Raw genomic sequence first — 21,535 nt, 5'->3', positions numbered from 1 at the left:
ACACGGTGGCGCTCCTGCTGCCGTGCGGCGCCGGTGGTCCGTTCCCGCGCCTGCTTCTGCCCGGGCGGCAGCGCGGCGGGCAGCGGGCCGTGCTGCCAGTCCTCGTCGGCCAGCCGGCCGAGCATGCGGCAGTAGGAGTCGAACATGGCGTCGAGCACGCCGGGGCGGAACAGCTCCTCGACGGCGTCCCAGCTCACCAGGATGCCGCCGGAGGACTCCGTCACCTGGTTGTCGAGCATGACCTGCGGCGTCTGCGAGATGCCGAAGACCTTGGCCGGGAAGGCCCCGCTGAGGTCCTTGGTCGCGCGGTCGCCGACGCCCACCGTGCTGCTGAAGACCACGGGCATGGCGGCGTCCACGGTGCCCGTACGCCGGGCGAGTTCCTGCATGAGCCAGATGGCGGACGCCTCCCGGTGGTCCAGGTCCTCGCCCATGACCTGCTGGAGCCGGTGCGCGGCGTCGAGCCAGTTCTCGCCGGGCCGGGGCTCGTGGCCGATCAGGGAGACGGAGGTGAAGTCGCCGACCAGGCGGTTGATGTGGGGATGCACCGGCAGCCGGTTGAACAGGGTCAGGTTGACGGTGACCCCTGCCTGGTCGCTCCAGGCCGCCAGGACCTCCACGTAGCAGATCAGCAGCACCACCGAGGGGGTCAGCCCGTGCTGCCTGGCCCGTTCCCTCAGGGTCTCCCACCGGTCGGCCGCCAGGGGCCGGCTGCGGCGGGTGAACCAGGGGCGGTCCACCGCCGCCGGGTCGCCGGCGAGCGGCAGTTCGGGGGCGGGCGGCAGGTCGTCCAGTCTGCGCAGCCAGTACGCGCGGGCCCGCTCGACGTCGTCCTTCTCCGGGACGACGTCGAGGACGTAGTCCCGGAAGGAGATGTCGATGACGGGCAGTTCGGTGTCCGGATCGGCGTGGAGGGCGTCCAGTTCCGCGTAGAGCGCCATGATGGAGGCGCCGTCGAGGACGATGTAGTCGAGCCCGACGGCCAGCCGGGTCCGGGTGCGGCCGTCGCTCGGGTAGCGCACGGCCCGGAGGTCGAAGAGGGGCCACCTGGTGGGGTCCAGGCGCCGGTGGGACGACTCGGCGCGCAGACCGGCCAGCACGTCGGCGGCTTCGTCCTCCGTGGCGACCTCGGTGACGGGGATGGTGAAGCGGGGCACCTCGCGCAGGATCCGCTGCCGGCCCTCCTCGTCGAAGACCGCGCGGAGCATCTCGTGGCGCCGGATCAGGGTCCGCCAGGCACGCTCGACGCGGTCCAGGTCGACGTCGACGCCGTCGAACTCGCTGTAGTGGTAGGTGCCCACGCCGCCGAGCGGCAACCGGTCGTCGCGGCCGATCCAGAAGGCGCGCTGCACGTCGGTCGGCGGGAACGGCTCGTACCGGTGGGCCGGGTCGCCGCCGTCCAGGGTCGCGGCCCGGTGCTTCTGCCGGGTGAGGGTGGCGGCGAAGTCGGCCAGCCGGGGGCGGCCGAACAGCTGGGCGACGCGCGCGCCTCCGACGTCGCGTGCGCGCAGGGCGGCGATCACCCGGGTGGCCAGCAGGGAGTCCCCGCCGAGTGCGAAGAAGTCGTCGTCGCGGCCGATACGGGCGGCGCCGAGGGTCTCGGACCAGACCTGGGCGAGGGTGGTCTCCGCCCAGCCCCGGGGCGGCTCGCCGGGATCGTGTCCGGAGGCCGCCGCTTCCGCCTCGACCAGCGCGGCGGCCTTCTTGCGGTCGGGCTTGCCGTTGGCGGTCAGCGGCAGGGCGTCGACGATCTCGATGCGGGAGGGGACCATGTAGGCGGGGAGGTGCTGCGCGAGGCTGTCCCGCAGACCGTTCTCGGTGGGCCGGTCCGTCGGGGTGCCGGCGGCGACGAGCGCCAGTTGGGCGGGCCGGCCGGTCACCAGGGCCACGCAGCCGGAGACGTCGGGCCGGCCGGCGGCCGCGGCCTCCACCTCGCCGAGTTCGATGCGGTGTCCGCGCAGCTTGATCTGGTGGTCCACGCGGCCGAGGAACTCCAGCACGCCGTCGGAGCGGTACCGGGCCCGGTCGCCGGTCCGGTACCAGCGCCTGCCCTCGTGCAGGACGAACTTCTCGGCGGTGCGGTCGGCGTCGCCGCGGTAGCCCTCGGCCAGCCCGGCGCCGCTCATCCACAGCTCTCCCGCGACCCAGTCCGGGCAGTCCCTGCCCCGTGCGTCGGCCACGCGGGCCCGCATGTTGGGCAGGGGGACGCCCCAGGGCACGGAGGCCCAGTCCGGGTCGACCTCGTCGACCTCGAAGACCGTCGAGTGGACCGCGGCCTCGGTCATGCCGCCCAGCGCGACGAACCGCGCGTCGGGTGCCAGGGCGTGCAGGCGTCCCGGGAGGTCCATGCCGACCCAGTCGCCGCCGAGCAGGACCAGCCGCAGGGTGTCGCCCGGTCCCCGGGGGTCGGCCTCGGCCGCGGTGAGGGTCATGTCGAGGAGGGCGGGGACGCAGTTGACGAGGGTGATGCGGTGCTCGCGCAGCAGCCGGACCCAGTGCTGCGGGTCGCGCCGGGCGGCCTCGTCGATCAGGACGACCGAGCCGCCCGCCGACAGCGGTCCGAACAGGTCGTAGACGGCCATGTCGAAGTCCAGCTCGGCCAGGGCCAGTCCGCGGTCGGACGCCCCCACCCCGAAGCGCGCGTTGATCGCGGCGAGGGTGTTCATCGCGGCGCCGTGGGAAACGTCCACGCCCTTCGGGGTGCCCGTGGACCCGGAGGTGAAGATCGTGTAGGCGACCGACGAGACGGGCTGGTCCAGCACCGGGGGCACGGGCTCCAGGGCCTCGGCCGCGTCGAGGGTGAGGACGGGGACCGCACCGCCGCCGGTCCGGGCGTCGGGCTCCGTCGCGGCCGGCGCGTCGGGCACGTCGGCCGCGTCAGGCACGTCGGGCACGTCTGGCACTTCGGGCACGTCGGGCGCGTCGGTCAGCACCGCCGTCACGGCGGCGGCCGCCAGGACGCGCGCCGCTCGCTCGGCGGGCTGGTGTACGCCGACGGGGACGTAGGTCGCGCCGGCGCCCAGCACGCCGAGCACCGCCGCGACCTGGCCGGCTCCCCGGCTCAGGCGTACCGCGACGGAGTCTCCCCGGCGGACACCGGCGTCGGTGAGCAGGGCCGTGACGCGTCCGGCCGCGTCCCGGAGTTCGCGGTAGGTGAGGTGGCGGCCCGTCCCGTCGATCAGTGCGACCCGTTCGGGGTGCCGGGACGCGGCCCGGTGGAACCCCTCGTGCAGGCGCTCGGCCACGGGGGGCGCGTCGGTGTCGTTGGCGCGCTCGCGGACCCGGGCCTGGCCGGCGGGCAGGAGGGGCCCCACGGGGCGGGCCCAGGCGTCCTCGTCGTCCAGCAGGGTCTCGAGCAGGTTCCGGTAGGCGTCGAAGGCCGCGGCGGGCACGCCGGGCGCGAACACCTCCTCCCTGACGTCCCAGTTGAGCAGGAGCCCGCCGTCCAGCTCGGTCACCTGGGCGTCCAGCCACACCTGCGGGCCCTGCGAGATGATCCAGGAGGGCTCGCCGAAGGTCTCCCGCACCGGGCGGTCGTAGACCTCTCCGAGGCCGAGGGCGCTGGTGTACACGACGGGCGCGAGGACGGGCGTGCCCCCTGCGGCGCGGGAGAGGTCCCGCAGGACCTCGACGCCCGAGTACGAGCCGCGCGCGATGGTCCGGCGCAGCTCCGTCTGGATGCCCCGTGCGGAGTCGGCGAAGGGGCGCTCGGCGGTGAGGTCCACGTCCAGCAGGACGGAGCTGCTGAAGTCGCCGATCAGCAGCTCGGTGCCGGGCCGGCCCAGGTCACGGTCGAAGAGCGGGAGGTTGAGCAGGAACCTCGGCTCGGCGCTCCAGGCGGCGAGCACCTCGGCGAAGGCGGCGGCCAGCACCGCCGTCGGGGTCACCCGGTGCTGTCTGGCCCGCTCGAGCAGCACCTGCTTGCGCCGGGCCGGCAGATGGTGGTGCAGGCGAACGGTCCGGTGGTAGCGCGGTGCGGCGGACTCCGGGTCGAGCGGGTCGACGGCCACGGGCAGTTGGGGCGGCGCGCTCAGTCCGTCCAGCCGCTCGCGCCACCAGTCGCGGGCCGCCGCCACGTCGGCCTTCCGGCGGGCCCGGCTCTCCCGCAGATACTCCCGGTAGCTGTGGCCGATGTCCGGCAGCGGGGTGTCCGGGGCGTCGTAGAGATGCTGGAGGTCCGCCAGGAGGACCCGCATGCTGGCGGCGTCGGCGCCGACCATGTCGAGATCGATGTGGAGGCGGGTGCGGTCGCCGGGCAGCAGGCTGAGAGCGACGTCGAAGACCTCGCCCCGTTCCACGTCCATCCGCCGGTGGGTGTAGCGGTCCCGCAGCCGGTCCAGCGCCTCGTCCGGGCCCTCTCCCGTCTCCCGGGTCAGGTCGTGCACGGTGATCGCCGGTTGCACGGGTTCGGGCAGGATCCGCTGCCGGCCGTCGTCGAGCACCTGGACCCGGAGCATCTCGTGCCGCCGGCGCAGTGCGGTCACGGCGGCGGCCAGGCGGTCGGGGTCGAGGCCGGTCCCGTCGAGTTCGGCGTAGAAGTGCGCTCCGACGCCGCCGAGGGGCTGGTCGTCCTGGCGGCCGATCCAGTAGGCGTGCTGCATGACGGCCAGCGGGAACGCACCGTCCGAAGGCGCCTCGTCCCGCTCCTGCGCGTCCGCCGCCGGACCGGCCGCGCCCGGCTCCGTCCCGTCCGATCCATCGGGTCCGTCGGATTCATCAGGTTCGTCCGACGGCGCCGTGGCCGGGGCGGCGCTGAGAACGGCCAGCCACTCCCGAAGGGTCGCCGCCTCGGCGAGCTGCTCGTAACTGACCCCGACGCCCTGCCGGCGCCAGTCGGCCGTGAGCCGGATGAGCCCCAGGGAGTCGAGTCCGAGCTCGAACGGGTCGGCGTCGAGTGTCACTTCGGCGCGGGGGACGTCCACCGCGGCGGCGACCGCCGCGAGCACCTCCGAGTCCCCCAGCTCCGCTCGTCCCGGTGCAGGCGCTTCGCTCACGAGTTCCGGTCCCTCCCTCATCACACCGTCGTATTGTCAAATGACAATCATGTTCACTTAGCCTAGCCTAGACGCCGGTCGACGTTTTCACCAGCCGCAACTTCCGCACCATGGAGGAAATATGGGCACGACTTCGGTCCCCCGGGCCCCGTCCGGCGCACCGGACTGGCCGGGTTGGCCGTCCGAGGCCGCACAGCGCTACCGCGATGCCGGTCTCTGGCGCGACGAGGTCTTCGGCGACCTCCCGGCCCGGCAGGCCTCGGAGCGTCCGCGGGCCACGGCCCTGGTCGACGGCGACCGCCGCTGGACCTACGCCGAACTCGAGGCCGACGTCGAGGCACTGCACCGGTCCCTGCACCGGCTCGGGCTGCGCCGGGGCGACCGGGTGATCGTGCAGCTGCCCAACCGCGCGGAGTTCGTACTGCTGTGGTTCGCCCTGCAGCGGCTCGGTGCCGTGCCGGTGCACGCCCTGCCCGGTCACCGCCGCCACGAGATCGCCCACCTCGCCCGGACCACCGAGGCGGTCGCCTACGTGATCCCCGACCGGTACGCCCGCTTCGACTACCGTCCGTTGGCCGCGGACCTGGGCGCCGGGCATCCGTCACTGCGGCACACGATCGTCGTCGGTGACCCGGGTGACCACACCGGCTTCCTCCCCTACGAGACGCTGTCCGCCGCGCAGGCGCCCGCCGTCGCACCACCCGAGCCGCCCGTCGCCCCCGGGGACCTGGCGCTCCTCCTGCTGTCCGGCGGCACCACCGGCACCCCCAAGCTCATCCCGCGGACGCACCAGGACTACGCCTACAACGCGCGGGCCGCGGCCGAGGTGTGCCGGCTCGACGCGGACTCGGTCTACCTCGCCGTCCTGCCGATCGCCTTCAACTTCACGATGAGCTGCCCCGGCGTCCTGGGCACCCTGCAGGCCGGCGGGACCGTGGTGCTCTCCCCCAGCCCGAACCCCGGCACCGCGCTCGAACTGATCGAGCGCGAGAGGGTCACCGTCACCGCCGTCAACCCGCCGCTGGTGCCGTACTGGCTGCGCGAGTTCGAGGACGCCCCCCGCGATCTCTCCAGCCTCGCCGTCCTCCAGGTCGGTGCCGCGCGGCTGGCCGACAGTCTCGCGCGACGCATCGGACCCACGCTCGGCTGCCGGCTCCAGCAGGTGTTCGGCATGGCGGAAGGCCTGCTCAACCTGACCGCCCTCGACGACCCGGACGACGTCGTCTGCACCACCCAGGGCCGTCCCGTCTCGCCTCACGACGAGGTCCTCGTGCTCGGCGGGGACGGTCAGGCCGTACCCGACGGCGACGTCGGCGAGTTGCTGACCCGGGGCCCGTACACGCTGCGCGGCTACTACCGCTCCCCCGAGCTGGCGCGGACGCACTTCACCGAGGACGGCTACTACCGCACCGGCGACCTCGTCCGGCGGCTCCCCACCGGGCACCTCAGCGTGGTCGGGCGGGTCAAGGAGCAGATCAACCGGGGCGGCGAGAAGATCGACGCCACCGAGGTCGAGGAGCACCTGCTCGCCCACCCCGGCATCGAGTCCGCGGCGGTCGTGGCCGCGCCGCATGCCGAACTCGGCGAATGCTCCGTGGCGTTCGTCGTGTGCGCGGGCCCGGCACCCGGCACCCGGGAGGTGACCTCCTTCCTCCGTGAACGCGGGCTGGCCGCCTACAAGGCACCGGACCGGGTGGAGGCGGTCGCACGGATGCCGCTGACTCCCGTGGGGAAGACGGACAAGAACGCGCTGAGGGAGCTGGCGCGACGCGAGGACGGGCGGGCCTGACGGCCCCCGTCACACCGACCGGACCGACGGTCCGAGAGCGACAGTCCTGTGAGCGACGGTCCTGGAGCGACGGTCCTGGAGCGAAAAAGTCCCGTCCGGCAGTGCCCGGACGGGCGGGGAGGAAACCCGATGCGCATATCCGCCGACCGCGATCTCTGCATAGGTGCAGGGCAGTGCGTACTGTCCGCCGAGGGCGTGTTCGACCAGGACCTGCAGGACGGGCTGGTCGTGCTCCTGACGTCCGATCCCTCACCCGCGGAACTGGACGCCGTACGCGACGCGGTGGACCGGTGCCCCGCGGGGGCTCTCGCACTGCACGAGGGATGACCCTTTCACGGGACGGGCGGCGCGACGGGACGAGGCGGCGCCCGGCACCACGCCGCGCCGCTCACCCCGTGCGCGCCGGCGCCCGGTCCGCAACCCGGCCCTGTGCCGCAGCCCGGCCCTGTGCCGCACCCCGGACGCAGCACCCTCGCCGAGGCCTCCGTACGGTCCAAGTCCCGTACGGTTCACGCCCCGTAGCTCACGTACCGTAGGCCGCCTGCTCCGTACCCGCATCCGGCCGGAGTCGGAGTGTGGCCGGAGGCCCGAGGATGCCGTCCGCCAACACCAGGCACCGGTCCGCCGTGGCGGCGACGGACCTGCTGTGGGTGATGAGGAGCACGGCAAGGCCCCGTTCCCCACGCAGGGCCGCCAGCATGTCGAGTACGTCCCGCTCGGTGACGCCGTCGAGGGACGCGGTCACTTCGTCGCAGAGCAGCACGCGCGGCCCGGCGGCGACGGCGCGGGCGAGGCTGGCCCGCTGGCGTTCCCCTCCGCTCAGCTCGTCCGGGCGGCGGTCCGCCGCGCTCGCGGGCAGGGAGACCGCGCTGAGCAGATCGGCGGCCGGGGGCGGGGTGAGACCGCCGCGGGCAGCTGCGCGACGGGCTCGCTCAAGGGCCTTGCCGACGGTTTCACGCGGGTTGAGCGCGGCCCGGCTGTCCTGGTCCACCAGGGCCACCGAGAGCCGGTCGGCCGCCGGTCTGCGGACGACGGACCACGGCTGGGGCGCGCCGTTCAGCCAGAGGCGGCCGCCGCTCGGTTCCAGCATGCCCGCCAACGCCCGCGCCAGTGTGGTCTTGCCCGCCCCGGAGGCGCCCATGACGGCCACGCACTCACCGGCGTCCAGTGTCAGGTCCACCTCTCTCAGCACGGGCCGTCCGCCCGGCCCTCCCCGGACGCCCTCGACCCGCAGCACACACGCCTTTCCTTCCGCGGCAGGTGCGTCACGCATCTCCTCGGACGGCCGCAGGCGGGCATCGAGCCCCGCGGTGGCACCGCGGTCACCGGCGTCGGCGAGTCTGCCGTGGGTCATGGCCACGCGGCGGTGGGTGAGCCGGTCGACCACGTCCAGGTCATGGCTCACCACCAGCATGGCGGCGTCACCGACGGACGTGCGCAGGAGGTCGATCAGGTCCTCCGTCGTGCCCGGGTCGAGGCCGCTCGTCGGCTCGTCCAGGACGATCAGCTCCGCGCCGGCGGCCAGAGCGGAGGCGAGGGCCACTCGCTGGGCCTGGCCGCCGGAGATCTGGTGGGGGAAGGCATGTGCCAACTCCGGTGGCAACCCCAGCTGTTCGAGTGCGTTCCTGCGAAAGGCGGCCAGGTGCGCGCGGGCCACTCCGGACCGGCGGGCCGCACGGTCCAGCACCCGTCCGACACGGTGCTCGGCGGGCAGCGCGCTGGCGCAGTCCTGCGGCACGTACGCGGCCAGCCGCCCCCGCACCCGTCGCGCGCCGCCGGGTGCGAACGGGTCGTGGCCGGCGATCCGGACCGTCCCGCCGACGCGTGCCAGCCCCGGCCTCGTATAGCCCAGCAGGGCGTGTGCCAGTGCGGTCTTGCCCGATCCCGATCTGCCGACCAGACCGACCCGCTCCCCCGGCCGCAGCGTCAGCGAGCAGTCGGAGAGCACCGTCCGCTCGGCCGACGACAGGCTCAGGTCCGCGACCTCCACCAGATTCATCGCGCGCTGTTCCGTTCTCTTCCAACTTTTCGAAGCCGCCCGGCGGCAGACATGAGACGGCCTCTCCCCGGCCGCCCGGCAGGAGACGTGAGGCCGTGCGTTCCCAGCCGCCCGGCGCGAGACACGAGACGGTCTCCCCTCGGCCGCCCGGCAGGAGACGTTAGGCGGTCCGCGGCCAGGCTCAGTCCGAGCGCGAGGGTGACCAGCAGCAGGGCGGGAGCCAGCACCGGCCACGGCTGGGTCCCCGCGCCCACCGCGTTCTCCCGGACCAGCCGCCCCCAGTTGGCGGCCGGCGCCGGTGCGCCCAGGCCCAGGAAACCGGCCGTCGCGCAGAGCTGCGTGGCGGCGATGAAACGGAGACCGGCCTCGGCCCACGCCTCGGAGGCGATGTTCGGGAGGATGTCGTGGCGGACGACCGCGAACCTGCTGTCCCCCCGGGCCAGCGCGGTGCGTACGTAGGCCAGGTCGGCCAGCCGGGCGGTGGCCGCGCCGACGACCCGTACGGAGAACGGCAGGCTCACCAGCGTGACGGCCACGAGGACGGCGACGTCGCTCCCCGGCCTGCCCGCCGCGATCAACAGCGTGATCAGGAGTGCGGGCATGGCCGCCAGACCGTCCACGACGCGCAGCACCCCCTTGAGGGGGCCGCCGCGGGCCAGCCCCGCGAAGGTGCCGACGGCCAGCCCTACGACGCTGCCCAGCACGGTCGCCGCCAGCGCCTGGAGGACGAGGGTCCGCCCGCCGTGCGCCGTCCTGGCCAGCGCGTCGCGCCCCAGCATGTCGGTGCCGAACGGCCTCGACCAGCTCGCCGGTTCGAAGGGCATGCCCACCCGCTCGGTCGGTGAGGGCAGCGGCAGCCACGGCCCGGCCAGCGCGACCAGGACCGTCAGGAGCAGCGCCGCCGTCAGCAGCCGTCCGGGCATCGCGCGTTTCGCGCGTCTCATGACACACCCCCTTCCGCCCGGCGCCACGCCCCGGGGCGGGACCGGACATTGAGCAGTCCGGCCAGCAGATCGCCCACGAAGAGGATCAGCAGCGCGGAGCCCGCGAGGGCCAGCCCGAGCCCCTGCACCATCGCGACGTCCCGGTAGGTGACGGCACGGGCCAGCTCACTGCCCACGCCCGGATAGTTGAACAGTGTCTCGACGACGAGGCTGCCGCCGAGCAGCCCGGCCGCCATCACGGCCAGCCCTTGGATCCCGGGGGCGGCGGCCGCCGGCAGCACGTAGGACCACGCCAGCCGCACGCCCGACTCCCCGTTCAGCCGGGCCTGTTCGATCGCGGGGCTCCCGGCGACGCCGACCACCGCTGCGCGGACCAGCCGGGTCGCCACCCCGAGACCCCCCAGAACCAGGGCGGTCACGGGCAGCACCAGCATGTCCGGATGCTGCCAGGAGGAATCCCCCGGGGGGAAGGTCGACACCGCCGGGAACAGACCGGCCTGATGGGCCAGCACCACGACCAGCCCGGTGGCCACCAGGAACTCCGGCAGCGCGATCAGCGTCACCGTCACCGACGACAGCAGCCGGTCCCCGAGACGGCCCGCCCGCAGACCTGCGGCCAGTCCGAACACCGTGGCGAGCACCGCGATGGCGGCCACCGCGAGTCCGACCAGCACCACCGAGTTGCCGAACCGCGAGGCGAGCACCTCGGCCACCGGCCGGCCGGCGGCGGAGGAGCGGCCGAGGTCGCCGGTGAGCGCGTCGCCCAGCCAGGTCACGTAGCGCGTCACCGCCGGGTCGTCCAGACCCAGGCGTTCGCGGATCTCCGCCCGTTCGCTGTCCGTGGCGTCCGCGCCGGCGACGGCCCCCGCCGCGTCCCCGGGCAGTGCCTCGGTCGAGAAGAAGAGCACCGCGGACAGCAGCAGCATCATCGCGACGGCCGTCACGCCGCGGGTCAGCCCGAACCGGATCACGCGATCACGCCGAGGCGAGTTCGGCGGCCGAGAGGTCCGGGAACTGGAGCGAGCGCACACCGCTCACCTTGTCGGTGTGGGCGTCCACGGTGGGGACGAAGACCGGGACGATCTCGTTGCCCTTCTCCCACAGCAGGCCCTGCGCCTTGTGCGAGGCCGCTGTGCGGTCGCCCTCGGCCGGCGCGCTGCGGGCGGTGGCCACCAGCTTGTCGATGTCGGGGAAGGTGCCGGGGGTGTGATTGGCCTCGAAGGGTGCCGACGGGTTGTACCCGGCGGCGAACGGGAGGCGCTGGTAGGCCTCGTAGTCGGCGAAGAGCTGCCCGGCCGGCAGTTCCTTCAGGCTTGCCTTCACCCCGACGGCCCGCAGGTTCTCCACGACCAGCGTGGCCGTCTCGACCATGCCGGTCAGTTCGGGACCGGCGGTCAGCTCGATCGGCATCCCCTCGTGACCGGCCTCGCGCAGCAGCGACTTGGCCTCCTCCGGGTCGTGGCGTCGCTGCTCCAGGCCGGTGTCGTAGCTGGGGAAGCCGAGCGCCGGGACGTCGTTGCCGATCTCCGCGCGGCCGAAGTACACCGTGTCCACGATGGCCTGGCGGTCGACCGCGAGGCGGAACGCCCGGCGCACCCGCTCGTCCTTGAACGGCTCGTGCGACAGGTTCATCTCGAACCGCAGGTTCGACACGTACGGGGGCTCGCCGGCGCTCACGGTGAGCCCGTCGGCCTTCGCCAGCTCCCGCGCGTTGAAGGGCGAGACGCCGCTGACGAAGTCGGCCTGTCCTTCCCGCAGCGCGTTGGCCCTCGCCTCCGCGTCGCCCACGGACAGCAGGTGGATCTCGTCCAGGTGCACGTCGTCGCCGAAGTAGTCGGGGTTGCGGCGCAGCACCGTCTGCTGTCCGGGCTCGAACGCCTCGATCACGAACGGCCCGCAGGACGGCGTCTTCGGGGTGAACTCGGTGGTGCCGTCCTTGATGACCAGCATGCTCTGGCACAGCAGGAGCCGTCCGTCCGCGATCGGCTGCGCCGTCGGCAGGCGCAGGGTGCGTGCGTCGAGCCTGCGGGCGGCGGCGAGGTCGAAGTTGCGCCCGACCAGGCGGGTGAAGGGCAGTCCCTCCAACTCGTCGGGCGCTCTCAGCGAGTGCAGCAGGTCGGCGGCGGTCACCGGGGATCCGTCGGTGAAGGTGACGGAGTCACGCAGCCGCAGGGTGTACGACGTGAGATCGTCGCTGATCTCGATCGACTCCAGGATCCCGTAGCTCACGCCGTCCGGCTGCTTCGCGTCGATGGCCCCGAGGGGGGCGTGCACCAGCCGCGCCCGGACGAAGTCGAGGGCGGTCGGGCCGACGAAGTAGTTCAACGTCTCGCTCGATCCGCCACCGGCGAAGGCCGCGCGCAGGGTCGCCCCTGCCGCGTCGCCACCGGCGCCCGAGGAGGAGCAGGCGGTCAGTACCCCGGAGACACCTGCGGCGGTCAGGGCACCGAACCCGAGGAAGGCGCGACGGGAGAAGTTGCTCACAGTATGTCCCTACTTACGGAAAGGTCACTACGGAAAGATCACTTACGACAAGGCCCGACCGGACGCGCACCCGGACGCGGACGCGGACTCGCCACCACCCGGGTACAGCCACAGGCGACGCCCGCACCCATCATATGGAAACCATAATCGTTCTCGTTAAGGTTTACATGAAAATGGTTTTCACATAGTCTGCCGGTCATGGCGAATGACAACGAGGCAGGACTGGTCGCGTACTTGAAGGCCAACCGGGCGTTCATGGCGCCGGTCGTCGAGCAGGCCGTCGGTCTGCTCGGGCTGAAGGGCCGTCACCGCATCCTGGACGTCGGCACGGGCGGGGGCGGCGGCCTGGTCGCCCTGGCCCGTGCCGCCGGGGCGCAGGCCCGGGTCCTGGGTGTGGACCGCAACGAGAGCGCGCTCGCGCTGGCCGTCCGGCACGCGGAGGAGGAAGGCGTCCTCGGCCAGGTGCACACCGAGGCGGCCGACCTCCTCCAGGTCGCCGCGAGGGCCGCCGGAGGGGACCGCTTCGACGCGATCTGGGCGAGTGACGTCATCTGGCCGGGGAACGTCGACGATCCCGCCGCGGCGGTCGCCCGGCTGGCCGGCGCCCTGTCGCCGGGCGGCGTGCTCGCGCTCTTCACCAGCAACTACTACAGCTCGACGTTCCTTCCCGGTCACGCCCGCCTGGAGCGGCAGCTCATGACCGCTTCGGAGCTGGACTGGGGCATCCCCGCCGACGGCTCGCACCACTACGCACGCCACGTGCACTGGATGACCGCGGCCGGCCTGCGCGACGTACGGCTCGACGTCCTGCCCCGGACCGCCTTCCCCGCGGACGCCGACCCGGCGGTCCGCCCCTACCTGGAGAACGCCGTGTGGCCCCAACTGCTGGCGGGCGCCCGGGCGCGGGGGAAGGAGGCGGGGATGACCGAGGAGGACATCGCACGGGCCGAAGCCCTGCTGACGCCCGGACACCCGGAGTACGTGGCCGACGAGCCGGGCTACTACATGATCCACCCCACGCTGCTGGTGACCGGCCGCCGCTGACCCTCGGCAGGCCCGCTGCCGGCGACACCGCGGAGCGGCGATCCTCAACGACCCCGCACGGAAAGGCACTCTCGCATGGCCAGGGCCACGGACAGCCTCGCCGAAAGCCTGCACGCCCACATCGCGGAGCTGGACGCGGACATCATCGAACTGGTCCGCCGGCGTAGCGAACTCGGTGCGGAGCTGGTCACCTGCCGTCGGGCCGCCGGCAGGCCGGCGGTCGAACTCGCCCGGGAGAACGACGTCCTGCAGCGGTACGGCGCGGCACTGGGACGACCCGGCACCGCCCTGGCGATGATCCTGACGGAGCTGGGACGACGCCGGCCACCCGCCCGCGGACCGGAGCCCGCACCGGCGAGACGTCCGCAGACGACCGCCGCGGCCACCGACGCGGACCGGCCCCGGACGGGGTGAAACCGCGTCGGCCGAAGCAGGCGCCGCCATCGGCGGGAGAAGCCGTTGCGGAGTGTGAAGAATCACGTGAACCGCTATGCAAATGGCTGCGCTTGACGCTCATGGAGGCGACCGCTTTACTCCTGTCACGCCGGAGTCGGAGCACTCCGGCACCAGAGGTACGCCCAGCCGGTGGGCGGTCGTCGCCGCCGCAAGTCCGGACCGAGTCGCCAGGTCGCCCCAAGGCGACCGAGGCGGGGACGTACCCCCGCACCACGGAGCTTCTCCATGCGCCTTCTGGCATCAACCCGTTCCCGAGTGATCCTCGCGGCGTGCGCCGCGGCCGCGTGCGGCGCGGCCGTGTTCATCCCCAGTGCCGAGGCCGCCGAGCCGGCCCCGCCCCCGGCCCACGCCGACTTCGACTACCAGATCGGCAAGCCGTACACCCCGCCCGAGGGCGTGACGGTGGTCAGCCGCGACTGGAAGGAATCGCCGGCCCAGGGGCTGTACAACATCTGTTATGTCAACGCCTTCCAGACCCAGAAGATCGGGGAGGAGGGCGGCCCGGACGACTGGGAGCAGGACCTGTTGCTCAAGAAGAACGACGGCGAGCCGCTCATCGACCCGGACTGGGACGAGGCGATCCTCGACATCACCAGTGACAGCAAGCGGCAGGACATCGCCGAGGAGATCACCAAGCAGATCGACACCTGCGCCGACAGCGGGTTCGACGCCCTGGAGCTGGACAACTACGACACGTTCACCCGGGAGATCGTCGAGGGCAGGATCTCCGAGGACGACGCCCAGGCCTACATCCGGATGCTGTCCGCCCACGGTCACGACAAGGGCCTGGCCGTCGGCCAGAAGAACACCGTGGAACTCGCCGCGAACCACAAGGAGAACGGCCTCGACTTCGCCATCGCGGAGGAGTGCGGCGACCAGAAGGAACTGGACGAGGACGGAAACGTATACGACGAGTGCGCCGCCTACACGGAGGAGTTCGGCAACGACGTCATCATGATCGAGTACACCGACGAGGGCATGGCGAACGCCTGCGAGTACGGTGACCGCGTGAGCGTGGTGCAGCGCGACCGGGATGTCGTGGCCCCGGGCGAGGTGGGCGAGGACGAGAACGGCGACCCCGCCCCGTACCTCCGCAAAACCTGCGCCGACTACCAGTAGATCCGGTGCCGTGGCAGGCCGCCCCGGGCGAGGCGTGTGAAAGCGTGCCCCCCCCGGGGCGGTCGGCCTCAGCCGCGGGGCGGTGCGGGCGGCGGCGGTGCGGGCAGCGCCGGCGCGACCGGGCCGGCGGTGGGCGTCGCCTCGTCGTCCCGCCCCGGTGAGGCTCGGGGCAGGTGCAGTTCGAAGCAGGCGCCGAGGGTGCGGGGGGCGAGGGTGAGGGTGCCTCCGTGGCGGTGCGCCAGGTCGCGGGCGATGGCGAGGCCCAGGCCGGTGCCGCCCTGGTCTCGGGAGCGGGCGTCGTCGAGCCGGACGAAGCGTTCGAAGACGCGCTCGGCGTCCTCGGTGGGCACGCCCGGTCCGTCGTCGTGCACCGTGAGGACGACCCGGTCGTCCTCGTTGCGGACGGTGATCTGGATGCGGTGCGCGGCGTGGCGGGCGGCGTTGTCGATGAGGTTGCGCAGCAGCCGTTCGAAGTCGTCGAGGTTCCCGTGCGCGGGTGCGGGGGCGGTGCTGTCGCAGGCGAGGGTCAACTCCCGTTCGGGCAGCCGGTACTGCTCGGTCAGCCGGCGGGCGAGGGCGGTCAGGTCGACGGTTCCGGGGTCGGCTGCGGGGGCGCGGGTGTCGAGGCGGGCCAGGAGCAGCAGGTCTTCGGCGAGGGCCTGGAGGCGGCGGGTCTGCCGGGCCGCGGTGGTGGCCGTGGCGGGCCAGTCGGTGCGCTCCGGGTAGGCCAGCGCGACTTCCAGGCTGGCCAGCAGTGTGGTGAGGGGGCTGCGCAGTTCGTGGGCGGCGTCCGCGACGAAGCGGCGCTGCTGTGCGGCGGCGTTGTCCAGGCGTTGAAGCGTGGTGTTGATGGTGGTGGCCAGGGCCGTGATCTCGTGCCCGGTGGCGGGGACGGTGACGCGTTCGCGGGGATCGGTCGCGGTGACCGAGGCGGTGAGGACGCGGATGGCTTCGACCGGCCGCAGGGCGATGCGCACGGCGAAGTAGGCGACTGCGGCGATCAGTACGAGGCTGACGAGCCCGGCGGGCAGGAGCAGGCGGTCGGTGGTCCGGGTGAGCGCCTCGGCCCGGTCCGGAAGCACCACCACGTAGGCCCGCAGCGTGGCGTCGGTGGCGACGCCCAGAGCGGCGGCTTCGGCGCCGCTCAGTTCGCCGGAGCGGACATCGGCGTACATGACCATGTGCTCCTGGCCGGCCAGGCCGGTTCCGTCGCCCCTGCTGTCCTCGCGGCGCTCCGGTATGCGCATGGGGAGGATCGTCAGGACCGCGGAGTCGTTGGCCTCCGAGGGGACGGGGGCGGGCAGCACGTGGCGGCTTCCGGGACCGAGATCCTCCATCCCTCCGCCGTAGGCGACGGCGGGTCGCCGGCCGCTCGCGACGACCTCGTACGGCACGGCGTTCCTGCGAACGGGAACCACGCCCTCCGTCAGCTGGTCGACGAGGGCCCGGAGCTGTATTTGGGCCTGTTCCTCGGCGACCCGGCCGCCCTCGCGGTGGACGTCGCGGTGTATCCACCAGCCGGTGCCTGCCAGGACGACCGCGGCGGCGCAGGCGGCGGCCAGGGCCGCGCGGGCCCTCACCGAACGCGGCCACCAGCGGCGGCGCGGCTCAGTCGCGTTCACGGTCGTCCACCAGCCGGTATCCGGTGCCGCGTACGGTCTGCAGGGACTGCCGGCGGAACGCGGCGTCCACCTTCTTGCGCAGGGCGCTCACGCGCGCCTCCACCAGGTTGGGATCGAGGGCTTCGTCGGGCCACGCGTGGTAGAGCAGGTCCGCCTTGGAGACCGCCTGCCCCGCGCGGCGGGCCAGCACTTCGAGCACGGCGAACTCCCGGGGTGTCAGTTCCACCCGGGTCCCGGCCCGGCGGCAGACCCGGCCCGCGACGTCCAACGAGAGGTCGCCCACGGCGAGGACGGGCGGGGCGACCGCGGCGGCTCGTCTGACCAGGGCCCGCAGCCGTGCGACGAGCACCATGTACGAGAAGGGCTTGGCCAGGTAGTCGTCGGCGCCCGTGTCCAGGGCCTCTGCCTGGTCCCATTCCCCGTCCTTGGCGGTGAGCACCAGGATGGGGGTCGCGTTGCCCTCGCGGCGCAGCTGGGCGCAGACCTTGTAGCCGTTGAGTCCGGGCAGCATCAGGTCCAGGACGACGAGGGCGTATTCGCCGGTCCGGGCCATCCACAGTCCCTGCCGCCCGTCGTGGGCGAGGTCGACGCTGTAGCCCTCGGCCGTCAGACCGGTGTGCAGGGTGTGGGCGAGGTCCACCTCGTCTTCGACCACCAGGATGCGCATGGGGTGAGCCTTGCACAGTGCCGGCCCGCGTTCCTGATCGGCCGGTCAGGTTGGGTCAGTCTCCGGTCAGCGGGGTCCGGGCACGCTGGCGGCGTTTCCCGCCACCGCTGAAAGGTCCCGCCGCCGATGTCCCTCGATGAACGCACCGCCCCCGTGGCCAGGCCGGTCTCCCGTCCCGTGCCCGTCGCCCGTCGGCGGGCACCGGAGCCGGGCACCGCCGTTGCCGTCCTCGCGCCCGCGGTGCTGACCGTCGCTCTGGGGCTCTGGGGCATCCGCCGGCAGAACACCATGTGGCAGGACGAGTCCGTCACCCACCAGCTCGCACACCGCGACCTTGCGCAGATATGGCACACCGTCCAGCACATCGATCTGGTCCATGCCCTCTACTACGTCCTGATGCACGAGCTCTTCGGCCTCTTCGGCGGCGGGCTGCTGACGTTGCGGCTGCCGTCCGTACTGGCCATGGCCGTGGCCGCGAGCGGAGTCGGGCTCCTGGCGCTGCGCCTGGCGGGGCCCCGCGCCGGGCTGCTGGCCGGGCTGGTGTTCGCGCTCCTTCCCCAGGTGCAGAAGTACGCGCAGGAAGGCCGCTCGTACGCCATGGTCTGTGCGCTGGTCACCTGGGCCACCTGTGCGCTCGTGGCCGGCGTCCCGCACCGCTCCCGGTGGCGGTGGACGGTCTACGGCTCCACGATGCTGCTTGCCTGCCTGCTGCACGAGTTCGCCGTCCTGGCCCTGGTGGCGCACGGCGTCACACTGGTCGTCTCCCGTGTACCGCGACCGGCGCTGAGGGCGTGGAGCGTGGCCGCCGCGGGCGTCGTGGCCGGGCTGCTGCCGCTCGCGGTCCTCAGTGCGCGGCAGTCGGAGCAGGTGTCCTGGATCGACGGGCCGGTACGGGTCGGCTATTTCCTGGTGGTGGCGGTCCTGGGAGTGGTGTGTGCCCTGGTGCCCGTGGGCCTGAGGGGGCGTCCCCTGCGGCTCTCCGCGCTGGCTGTGCCGATCCTGGTGCTGCCGGGCCTTCTGCTGCTGATCGCCTCGCTGGTCAAGCCCCTTTTCGTCGACCGGTACGTGGTGTACAGCAATATCGGGATCGCCTTGCTGCTGGGCGCCTCGCTGGACCACTTCTCCGGGCTGCGGCGCTCTTCCCGGCTTGTGTGGGTCGCGGCGGTCGCCGCACTGGCCGCGCTCGTCCCGCCGAGCCTGTCGCTGAGGACGCCCGAGAGCCGGAGCGACAACGTCACCGCGGTCGGCGCGGCGGTGCGCGAGCAGGGCCGCCCGGGCGACGGGCTGCTCTACCTCACCGGCCGGCACCGGATCCTGACCGCGGCCGACCCCGAGGACACCGCCGCGCTGACGGATCTGGCCCTGGCACAGGACCCCGTTTCGTCGAACACCCTCGCAGGTGTCGAGCTTCCCGCCCGGAGCATCGCGGCGCGCATGCTGCGGTACGAGCGGATCGTCGTGGTCCGCGCGACCGGTGCGCACCCGCTGACCGACCCTCGGGAGGCGGCGAAGACAAGCACCCTGCGGCGCCACTTCCGCGAGTACGGCACCAGCCGGGTCAACGGGGCACGAGTCACCGTCTACGTCCGCGTCCACGGCCGCTCCCGCGTCCACTCCCGCTTGCACGCCCCCGTCCCGTCCCGCAGGCCGGTCCCGGATCCGGTCCGGAGCCCGTCCTCCGTCCCGCCCGGCTACTGCTGCGAACGGTGATACCAGCAGGCACACGCTGCACAGGGGACAAGGCAGAATGACTTCACACACCATGAAGTCGACCGCCCGGGCGTCCCGGTGACGCCCAGGCACGAAGGGGGCAGCGTGCGGGTCGAGGTGCGGGTGGACGGTGGGGAGCAGGAACTTCGCTCGCTGTACGACTGGCTGCGGCAGGACGCCGCAGTGCGCCGCGGCGCGCGGGTGTCGATGCCTGCCGCCCCGGCGGGCCCGGAAAGCATGGGCGCCTTCGCGGAGGTGCTCCAGCTCGTCACCGACAACGCCTGGAGCGCCGCCTCCTTCGCGCTGGCGCTGAGCACCTGGCGGCAGACCAGGCCCGCGCGCCGGCGCGTCACCGTCCAGCGGGGCGGGACCACCGTGGTCGTGGAGAACGGCGGCGACGAGGAAGTCAGCCGCCTCATCCGGGTGTTGGAGGAGGCCGCGGACGACGACACGCAAGGCGAGGGACACCAGGGGGAAGGACAGTAGCGGTGGGGCTGCTGCCCGACGCGACCGGCTCCCGCGCCGTCCTCATCGGTACCAGCCGCTACACGCACCTCGACGACCTTCCTGCGGTGGCCAACAATCTCGCCGGCCTGTCGGCCGTCCTGCGCGGCGACGACTCCTGGCGGCTGGCCGAGGAGCACTGCACGGTCGTCGCCGACCCCGGCGACTGGACCGAAGTGCTGCACGCCGTGCGCGCGGCGGCGGAGGAGGCCACCGACACCCTCCTGGTGTACTTCGCCGGGCACGGACTCCTGGAGGAGACCCGCGGCGATCTCTTCCTCGGCCTGCCCGACTCCCAGCAGGGCCGGTCCTACACCGGAGTGCCCTACGACGCGCTGCGCGACGTGGTCCTCACCGGCCGCCCACGGCGGCATGTCGTCATCCTGGACTGCTGCTTCAGCGGCCGGGCACTGGGCACGATGAACGGCACCGGAGCGATCGCGGACCAGGCGGAGATCGAGGGAAGCTACCTGCTCGCCGCCTCTCCGGAGACGAGTTTCGCCCTCGCGCCGCGCGGCGAGACCTACACGGCCTTCACCGGTGAGCTGCTGCGTCTCCTCGAGGACGGTGTGCCGGACGGCCCGGAACTGCTCGACCTGGACAGCGTCTACACCGCCCTGCGCGCCTCGCTGCGCGCCAAGGGCCGGCCCCTGCCGCAGAAGCGTGACCGCAACACCGCCGGCCGGCTGGCACTGAGCCGCAACACCGCTCGGCCGGGCGCGGCCCGCGCGCCGGCCCCCCGTGGCACACCGGCTGACCCCGCCCCCCGGACCGCCGCGCCGAAGCAGGCCGGCGGTCCTCCGGCGGCGCCTTCGCGGCCGGTTCCGGACCACGGTGGAGCAGCGCCCGGCACGACGCGAAAACGGCGCGGCTGGGTGCCGGTGGTGGCCGGACTGACCACCTTCGCGACGCTCATCGGCGGTATGACCTGGTACGCGAAGGCCGACAAGGACGACGACGGTCCGGTGATCACCCTGGGCTACGTCGACCGGGACGAGGGCAAGGCCGTGGCGTACCTGTGGCGCGAGCTGCTGGAGCGGCGCGGCTACCGGCCCCGGCTGGAGGAGCCGGAGCAGGACCGGGAGCCGAGCGAGCTGTTCGCCGAGCAGGCGGAAGGGTCCGTCGACCTGCAGGCCGGTGCCCGTCTGCCGGGCGACTCGGCCCACCTGGAGCAGGACGGCGGCGGGCTGGAGGATTTCGGCCCCTGGTTCAGGGCCAGCACGCTGCAGGTCGTCGTCCCCGGCTACGTCGAGGGTGTCGAGACCATCGCCGACCTCGGCGACAAGAACCCGTGGGACGGCTGGCTCGGACCGTACGGCTCCACCGCCCAGCGGGAACCCGACGAGTCGTCCGCCGTCTGTGAGAAGGAGCTGGCGTCGAAGTACGAGGTCGCGTTCGACAGTCACTCCGCTGCCCTCAGCGAGCAGGAGTCACCGAGCGACCTCACCTCCGCCTACGAGGGGAAACGGCCCACCGCGGCGTTGCTGCGGTTCCCGCACTGGGAGTTCACCGAGTACGAACTCACCACTCTGGAGGACCCGGAGGACGTCCTGGACTGTGGGAACCAGGACTTCCACGTGATGGGCCGCAAGGGCTTCACCCAGCAACATCCGCAGGTCGCGAAGTGGTTGAAGGACTTCCGTCTGACCGGCGACCAGCTGGGCAGCCTGGAGTACGCGGTGCACGGGGCCGAGGACGCCGACGAAGACCCCAAGGACGCGGTGCGCGGCTGGCTGGACAGGAACCTCGACGTGGTCGACAAGCTCGCGAAGTGAGCCGGACCACCGGTGTGACGCCGGGTCCGGGCCCACGGTGACGAGTGCGCCCCGCAAGCCGCTCCAGGAGTTCCACCAGCTGTCCGGTGGCCGCGCCGGTCTCCGGTCCGCCGCCGCCGTCCAGCCGGCCTTGGGCGCCCCGGCCCGTCCGGTCCGGCGTTGCCGGTCAGCGCGGCATCGAGCTGCCCCGCGCGCAGCAGCTCGCCCAGCGAGCGGCCGTCGGTGACCCGCTCGACGTTGGCCGGCACCCTGCCCTCGAGGTGGTCGTCGTCGACCATCCAGGTGATCGTGTCGATGTCCACGCCGTACTCGTCGCGCAGGACGCCACGCACCCACACGCCGGTGCTCACCGAGTAGGCGCGCACGCCGATGCGGTGTCCCTCCAGGTCCCGCGGCGCCGAATGCCGGAGTGCGTGGCGCACTGTACG

Annotated in this window: 15 protein-coding genes; 8 read left to right on the top strand and 7 right to left on the bottom strand. The window is 73.0% G+C overall.

Annotated elements, in window-relative coordinates:
* Nucleotides 1-4,994, bottom strand: a 4,994-nt coding sequence (locus HZS56_RS12335) for a non-ribosomal peptide synthetase (RefSeq protein ID WP_308408063.1), incomplete at its 3' end; no start/stop codon positions are given.
* A gap of 121 nt (nt 4,995-5,115) precedes the next feature.
* On the opposite strand from HZS56_RS12335, the gene HZS56_RS12330 reads away from it, so the two are divergent.
* Nucleotides 5,116-6,783, top strand: a complete 1,668-nt coding sequence (locus HZS56_RS12330) for a (2,3-dihydroxybenzoyl)adenylate synthase (RefSeq protein ID WP_216720722.1) — start codon at nt 5,116-5,118, stop codon at nt 6,781-6,783.
* 129 nt (nt 6,784-6,912) lie between these two features.
* Nucleotides 6,913-7,110, top strand: a complete 198-nt coding sequence (locus tag HZS56_RS12325; RefSeq protein WP_216720721.1) for a ferredoxin — start codon at nt 6,913-6,915, stop codon at nt 7,108-7,110.
* A 196-nt stretch (nt 7,111-7,306) separates the two neighbouring features.
* Here the strand turns inward: HZS56_RS12325 and HZS56_RS12320 are convergent, their stop codons facing one another.
* The 4 genes from HZS56_RS12320 to HZS56_RS12305 are packed head-to-tail and all read right to left on the bottom strand — an operon-like array spanning nt 7,307 to nt 12,210.
* Entirely contained in the window at nt 7,307-8,782 is a 1,476-nt protein-coding gene (locus HZS56_RS12320; RefSeq protein ID WP_216720720.1) for an ABC transporter ATP-binding protein, read from the bottom strand.
* Nucleotides 8,779-9,726 carry an ABC transporter permease gene (locus HZS56_RS12315; RefSeq protein ID WP_216720719.1) on the bottom strand — a complete coding sequence of 316 codons (948 nt, stop codon included), beginning with the start codon at nt 9,724-9,726 and terminating at the stop codon, nt 8,779-8,781. Before HZS56_RS12315 ends, HZS56_RS12320 begins: the two co-directional genes overlap by 4 nt.
* Nucleotides 9,723-10,697, bottom strand: a complete 975-nt coding sequence (locus HZS56_RS12310; protein ID WP_308408062.1) for an ABC transporter permease — start codon at nt 10,695-10,697, stop codon at nt 9,723-9,725. Before HZS56_RS12310 ends, HZS56_RS12315 begins: the two co-directional genes overlap by 4 nt.
* Before the next feature lie 4 nt (nt 10,698-10,701).
* On the bottom strand, nt 10,702-12,210 hold the full coding sequence (locus HZS56_RS12305) for an ABC transporter substrate-binding protein (protein ID WP_216720718.1): 1,509 nt from the start codon (nt 12,208-12,210) through the stop codon (nt 10,702-10,704).
* 198 nt (nt 12,211-12,408) lie between these two features.
* Between HZS56_RS12305 and HZS56_RS12300 the strand changes: the two genes are divergently transcribed.
* The 3 genes from HZS56_RS12300 to HZS56_RS12290 all read left to right on the top strand — a co-directional run bounded on the left by HZS56_RS12300 (nt 12,409) and on the right by HZS56_RS12290 (nt 14,829).
* A complete protein-coding gene (locus tag HZS56_RS12300; protein WP_216720717.1) occupies nt 12,409-13,254 on the top strand; it encodes a methyltransferase domain-containing protein in 846 nt (281 codons plus the stop codon).
* A gap of 75 nt (nt 13,255-13,329) precedes the next feature.
* The gene (locus HZS56_RS12295; RefSeq protein WP_216720716.1) at nt 13,330-13,668 is read left to right on the top strand and encodes a chorismate mutase; all 339 of its coding nucleotides are present in this window, start codon (nt 13,330-13,332) and stop codon (nt 13,666-13,668) included.
* Between the two features lie 267 nt (nt 13,669-13,935).
* Nucleotides 13,936-14,829 carry an endo alpha-1,4 polygalactosaminidase gene (locus HZS56_RS12290; protein WP_216720715.1) on the top strand — a complete coding sequence of 298 codons (894 nt, stop codon included), beginning with the start codon at nt 13,936-13,938 and terminating at the stop codon, nt 14,827-14,829.
* Nucleotides 14,830-14,897: 68 nt separating this feature from the next.
* Here the strand turns inward: HZS56_RS12290 and HZS56_RS12285 are convergent, their stop codons facing one another.
* Complete coding sequence (locus tag HZS56_RS12285; protein WP_216720714.1) at nt 14,898-16,451, bottom strand: sensor histidine kinase; 1,554 nt, start codon at nt 16,449-16,451, stop codon at nt 14,898-14,900.
* Nucleotides 16,438-17,118 carry a response regulator transcription factor gene (locus HZS56_RS12280; RefSeq protein ID WP_216720713.1) on the bottom strand — a complete coding sequence of 227 codons (681 nt, stop codon included), beginning with the start codon at nt 17,116-17,118 and terminating at the stop codon, nt 16,438-16,440. The genes HZS56_RS12285 and HZS56_RS12280 overlap by 14 nt, the downstream gene beginning before the upstream one ends.
* A 126-nt stretch (nt 17,119-17,244) precedes the next feature.
* On the opposite strand from HZS56_RS12280, the gene HZS56_RS12275 reads away from it, so the two are divergent.
* From HZS56_RS12275 to HZS56_RS12265, 3 genes are all read left to right on the top strand, one after another.
* On the top strand, nt 17,245-18,828 hold the full coding sequence (locus HZS56_RS12275) for a glycosyltransferase family 39 protein (RefSeq protein WP_216720712.1): 1,584 nt from the start codon (nt 17,245-17,247) through the stop codon (nt 18,826-18,828).
* A gap of 105 nt (nt 18,829-18,933) precedes the next feature.
* Nucleotides 18,934-19,314: an effector-associated constant component EACC1 gene (locus tag HZS56_RS12270; protein ID WP_216720711.1), complete on the top strand. Its 381-nt coding sequence runs from the start codon at nt 18,934-18,936 to the stop codon at nt 19,312-19,314.
* Between the two features lie 2 nt (nt 19,315-19,316).
* Nucleotides 19,317-21,107, top strand: a complete 1,791-nt coding sequence (locus tag HZS56_RS12265) for a caspase, EACC1-associated type (RefSeq protein ID WP_216720710.1) — start codon at nt 19,317-19,319, stop codon at nt 21,105-21,107.
* Nucleotides 21,108-21,535: the final 428 nt, after the last annotated feature.

The organism is Streptomyces mayonensis, from assembly GCF_018982965.1.
GTDB lineage: Bacteria > Actinomycetota > Actinomycetes > Streptomycetales > Streptomycetaceae > Streptomyces > Streptomyces mayonensis.
Note: the sequence above shows the minus strand (reverse complement) of the source record. Positions and strands in the feature narration are given on the sequence as shown.

Bases quoted from the DNA above. Each gene is read 5' to 3' on its own strand.
- HZS56_RS12295 (WP_216720716.1), top strand. From the start codon at position 13,330: ATGGCCAGGGCCACGGACAGCCTCGCCGAAAGCCTGCACGCCCACATC.
- HZS56_RS12300 (WP_216720717.1), top strand. From the start codon at position 12,409: ATGGCGAATGACAACGAGGCAGGACTGGTCGCGTACTTGAAGGCCAAC.
- HZS56_RS12330 (WP_216720722.1), top strand. From the start codon at position 5,116: ATGGGCACGACTTCGGTCCCCCGGGCCCCGTCCGGCGCACCGGACTGG.
- HZS56_RS12315 (WP_216720719.1), bottom strand. From the start codon at position 9,726: ATGAGACGCGCGAAACGCGCGATGCCCGGACGGCTGCTGACGGCGGCG.
- HZS56_RS12280 (WP_216720713.1), bottom strand. From the start codon at position 17,118: ATGCGCATCCTGGTGGTCGAAGACGAGGTGGACCTCGCCCACACCCTG.
- HZS56_RS12275 (WP_216720712.1), top strand. From the start codon at position 17,245: ATGTCCCTCGATGAACGCACCGCCCCCGTGGCCAGGCCGGTCTCCCGT.
- HZS56_RS12325 (WP_216720721.1), top strand. From the start codon at position 6,913: ATGCGCATATCCGCCGACCGCGATCTCTGCATAGGTGCAGGGCAGTGC.
- HZS56_RS12320 (WP_216720720.1), bottom strand. From the start codon at position 8,782: ATGAATCTGGTGGAGGTCGCGGACCTGAGCCTGTCGTCGGCCGAGCGG.
- HZS56_RS12290 (WP_216720715.1), top strand. From the start codon at position 13,936: ATGCGCCTTCTGGCATCAACCCGTTCCCGAGTGATCCTCGCGGCGTGC.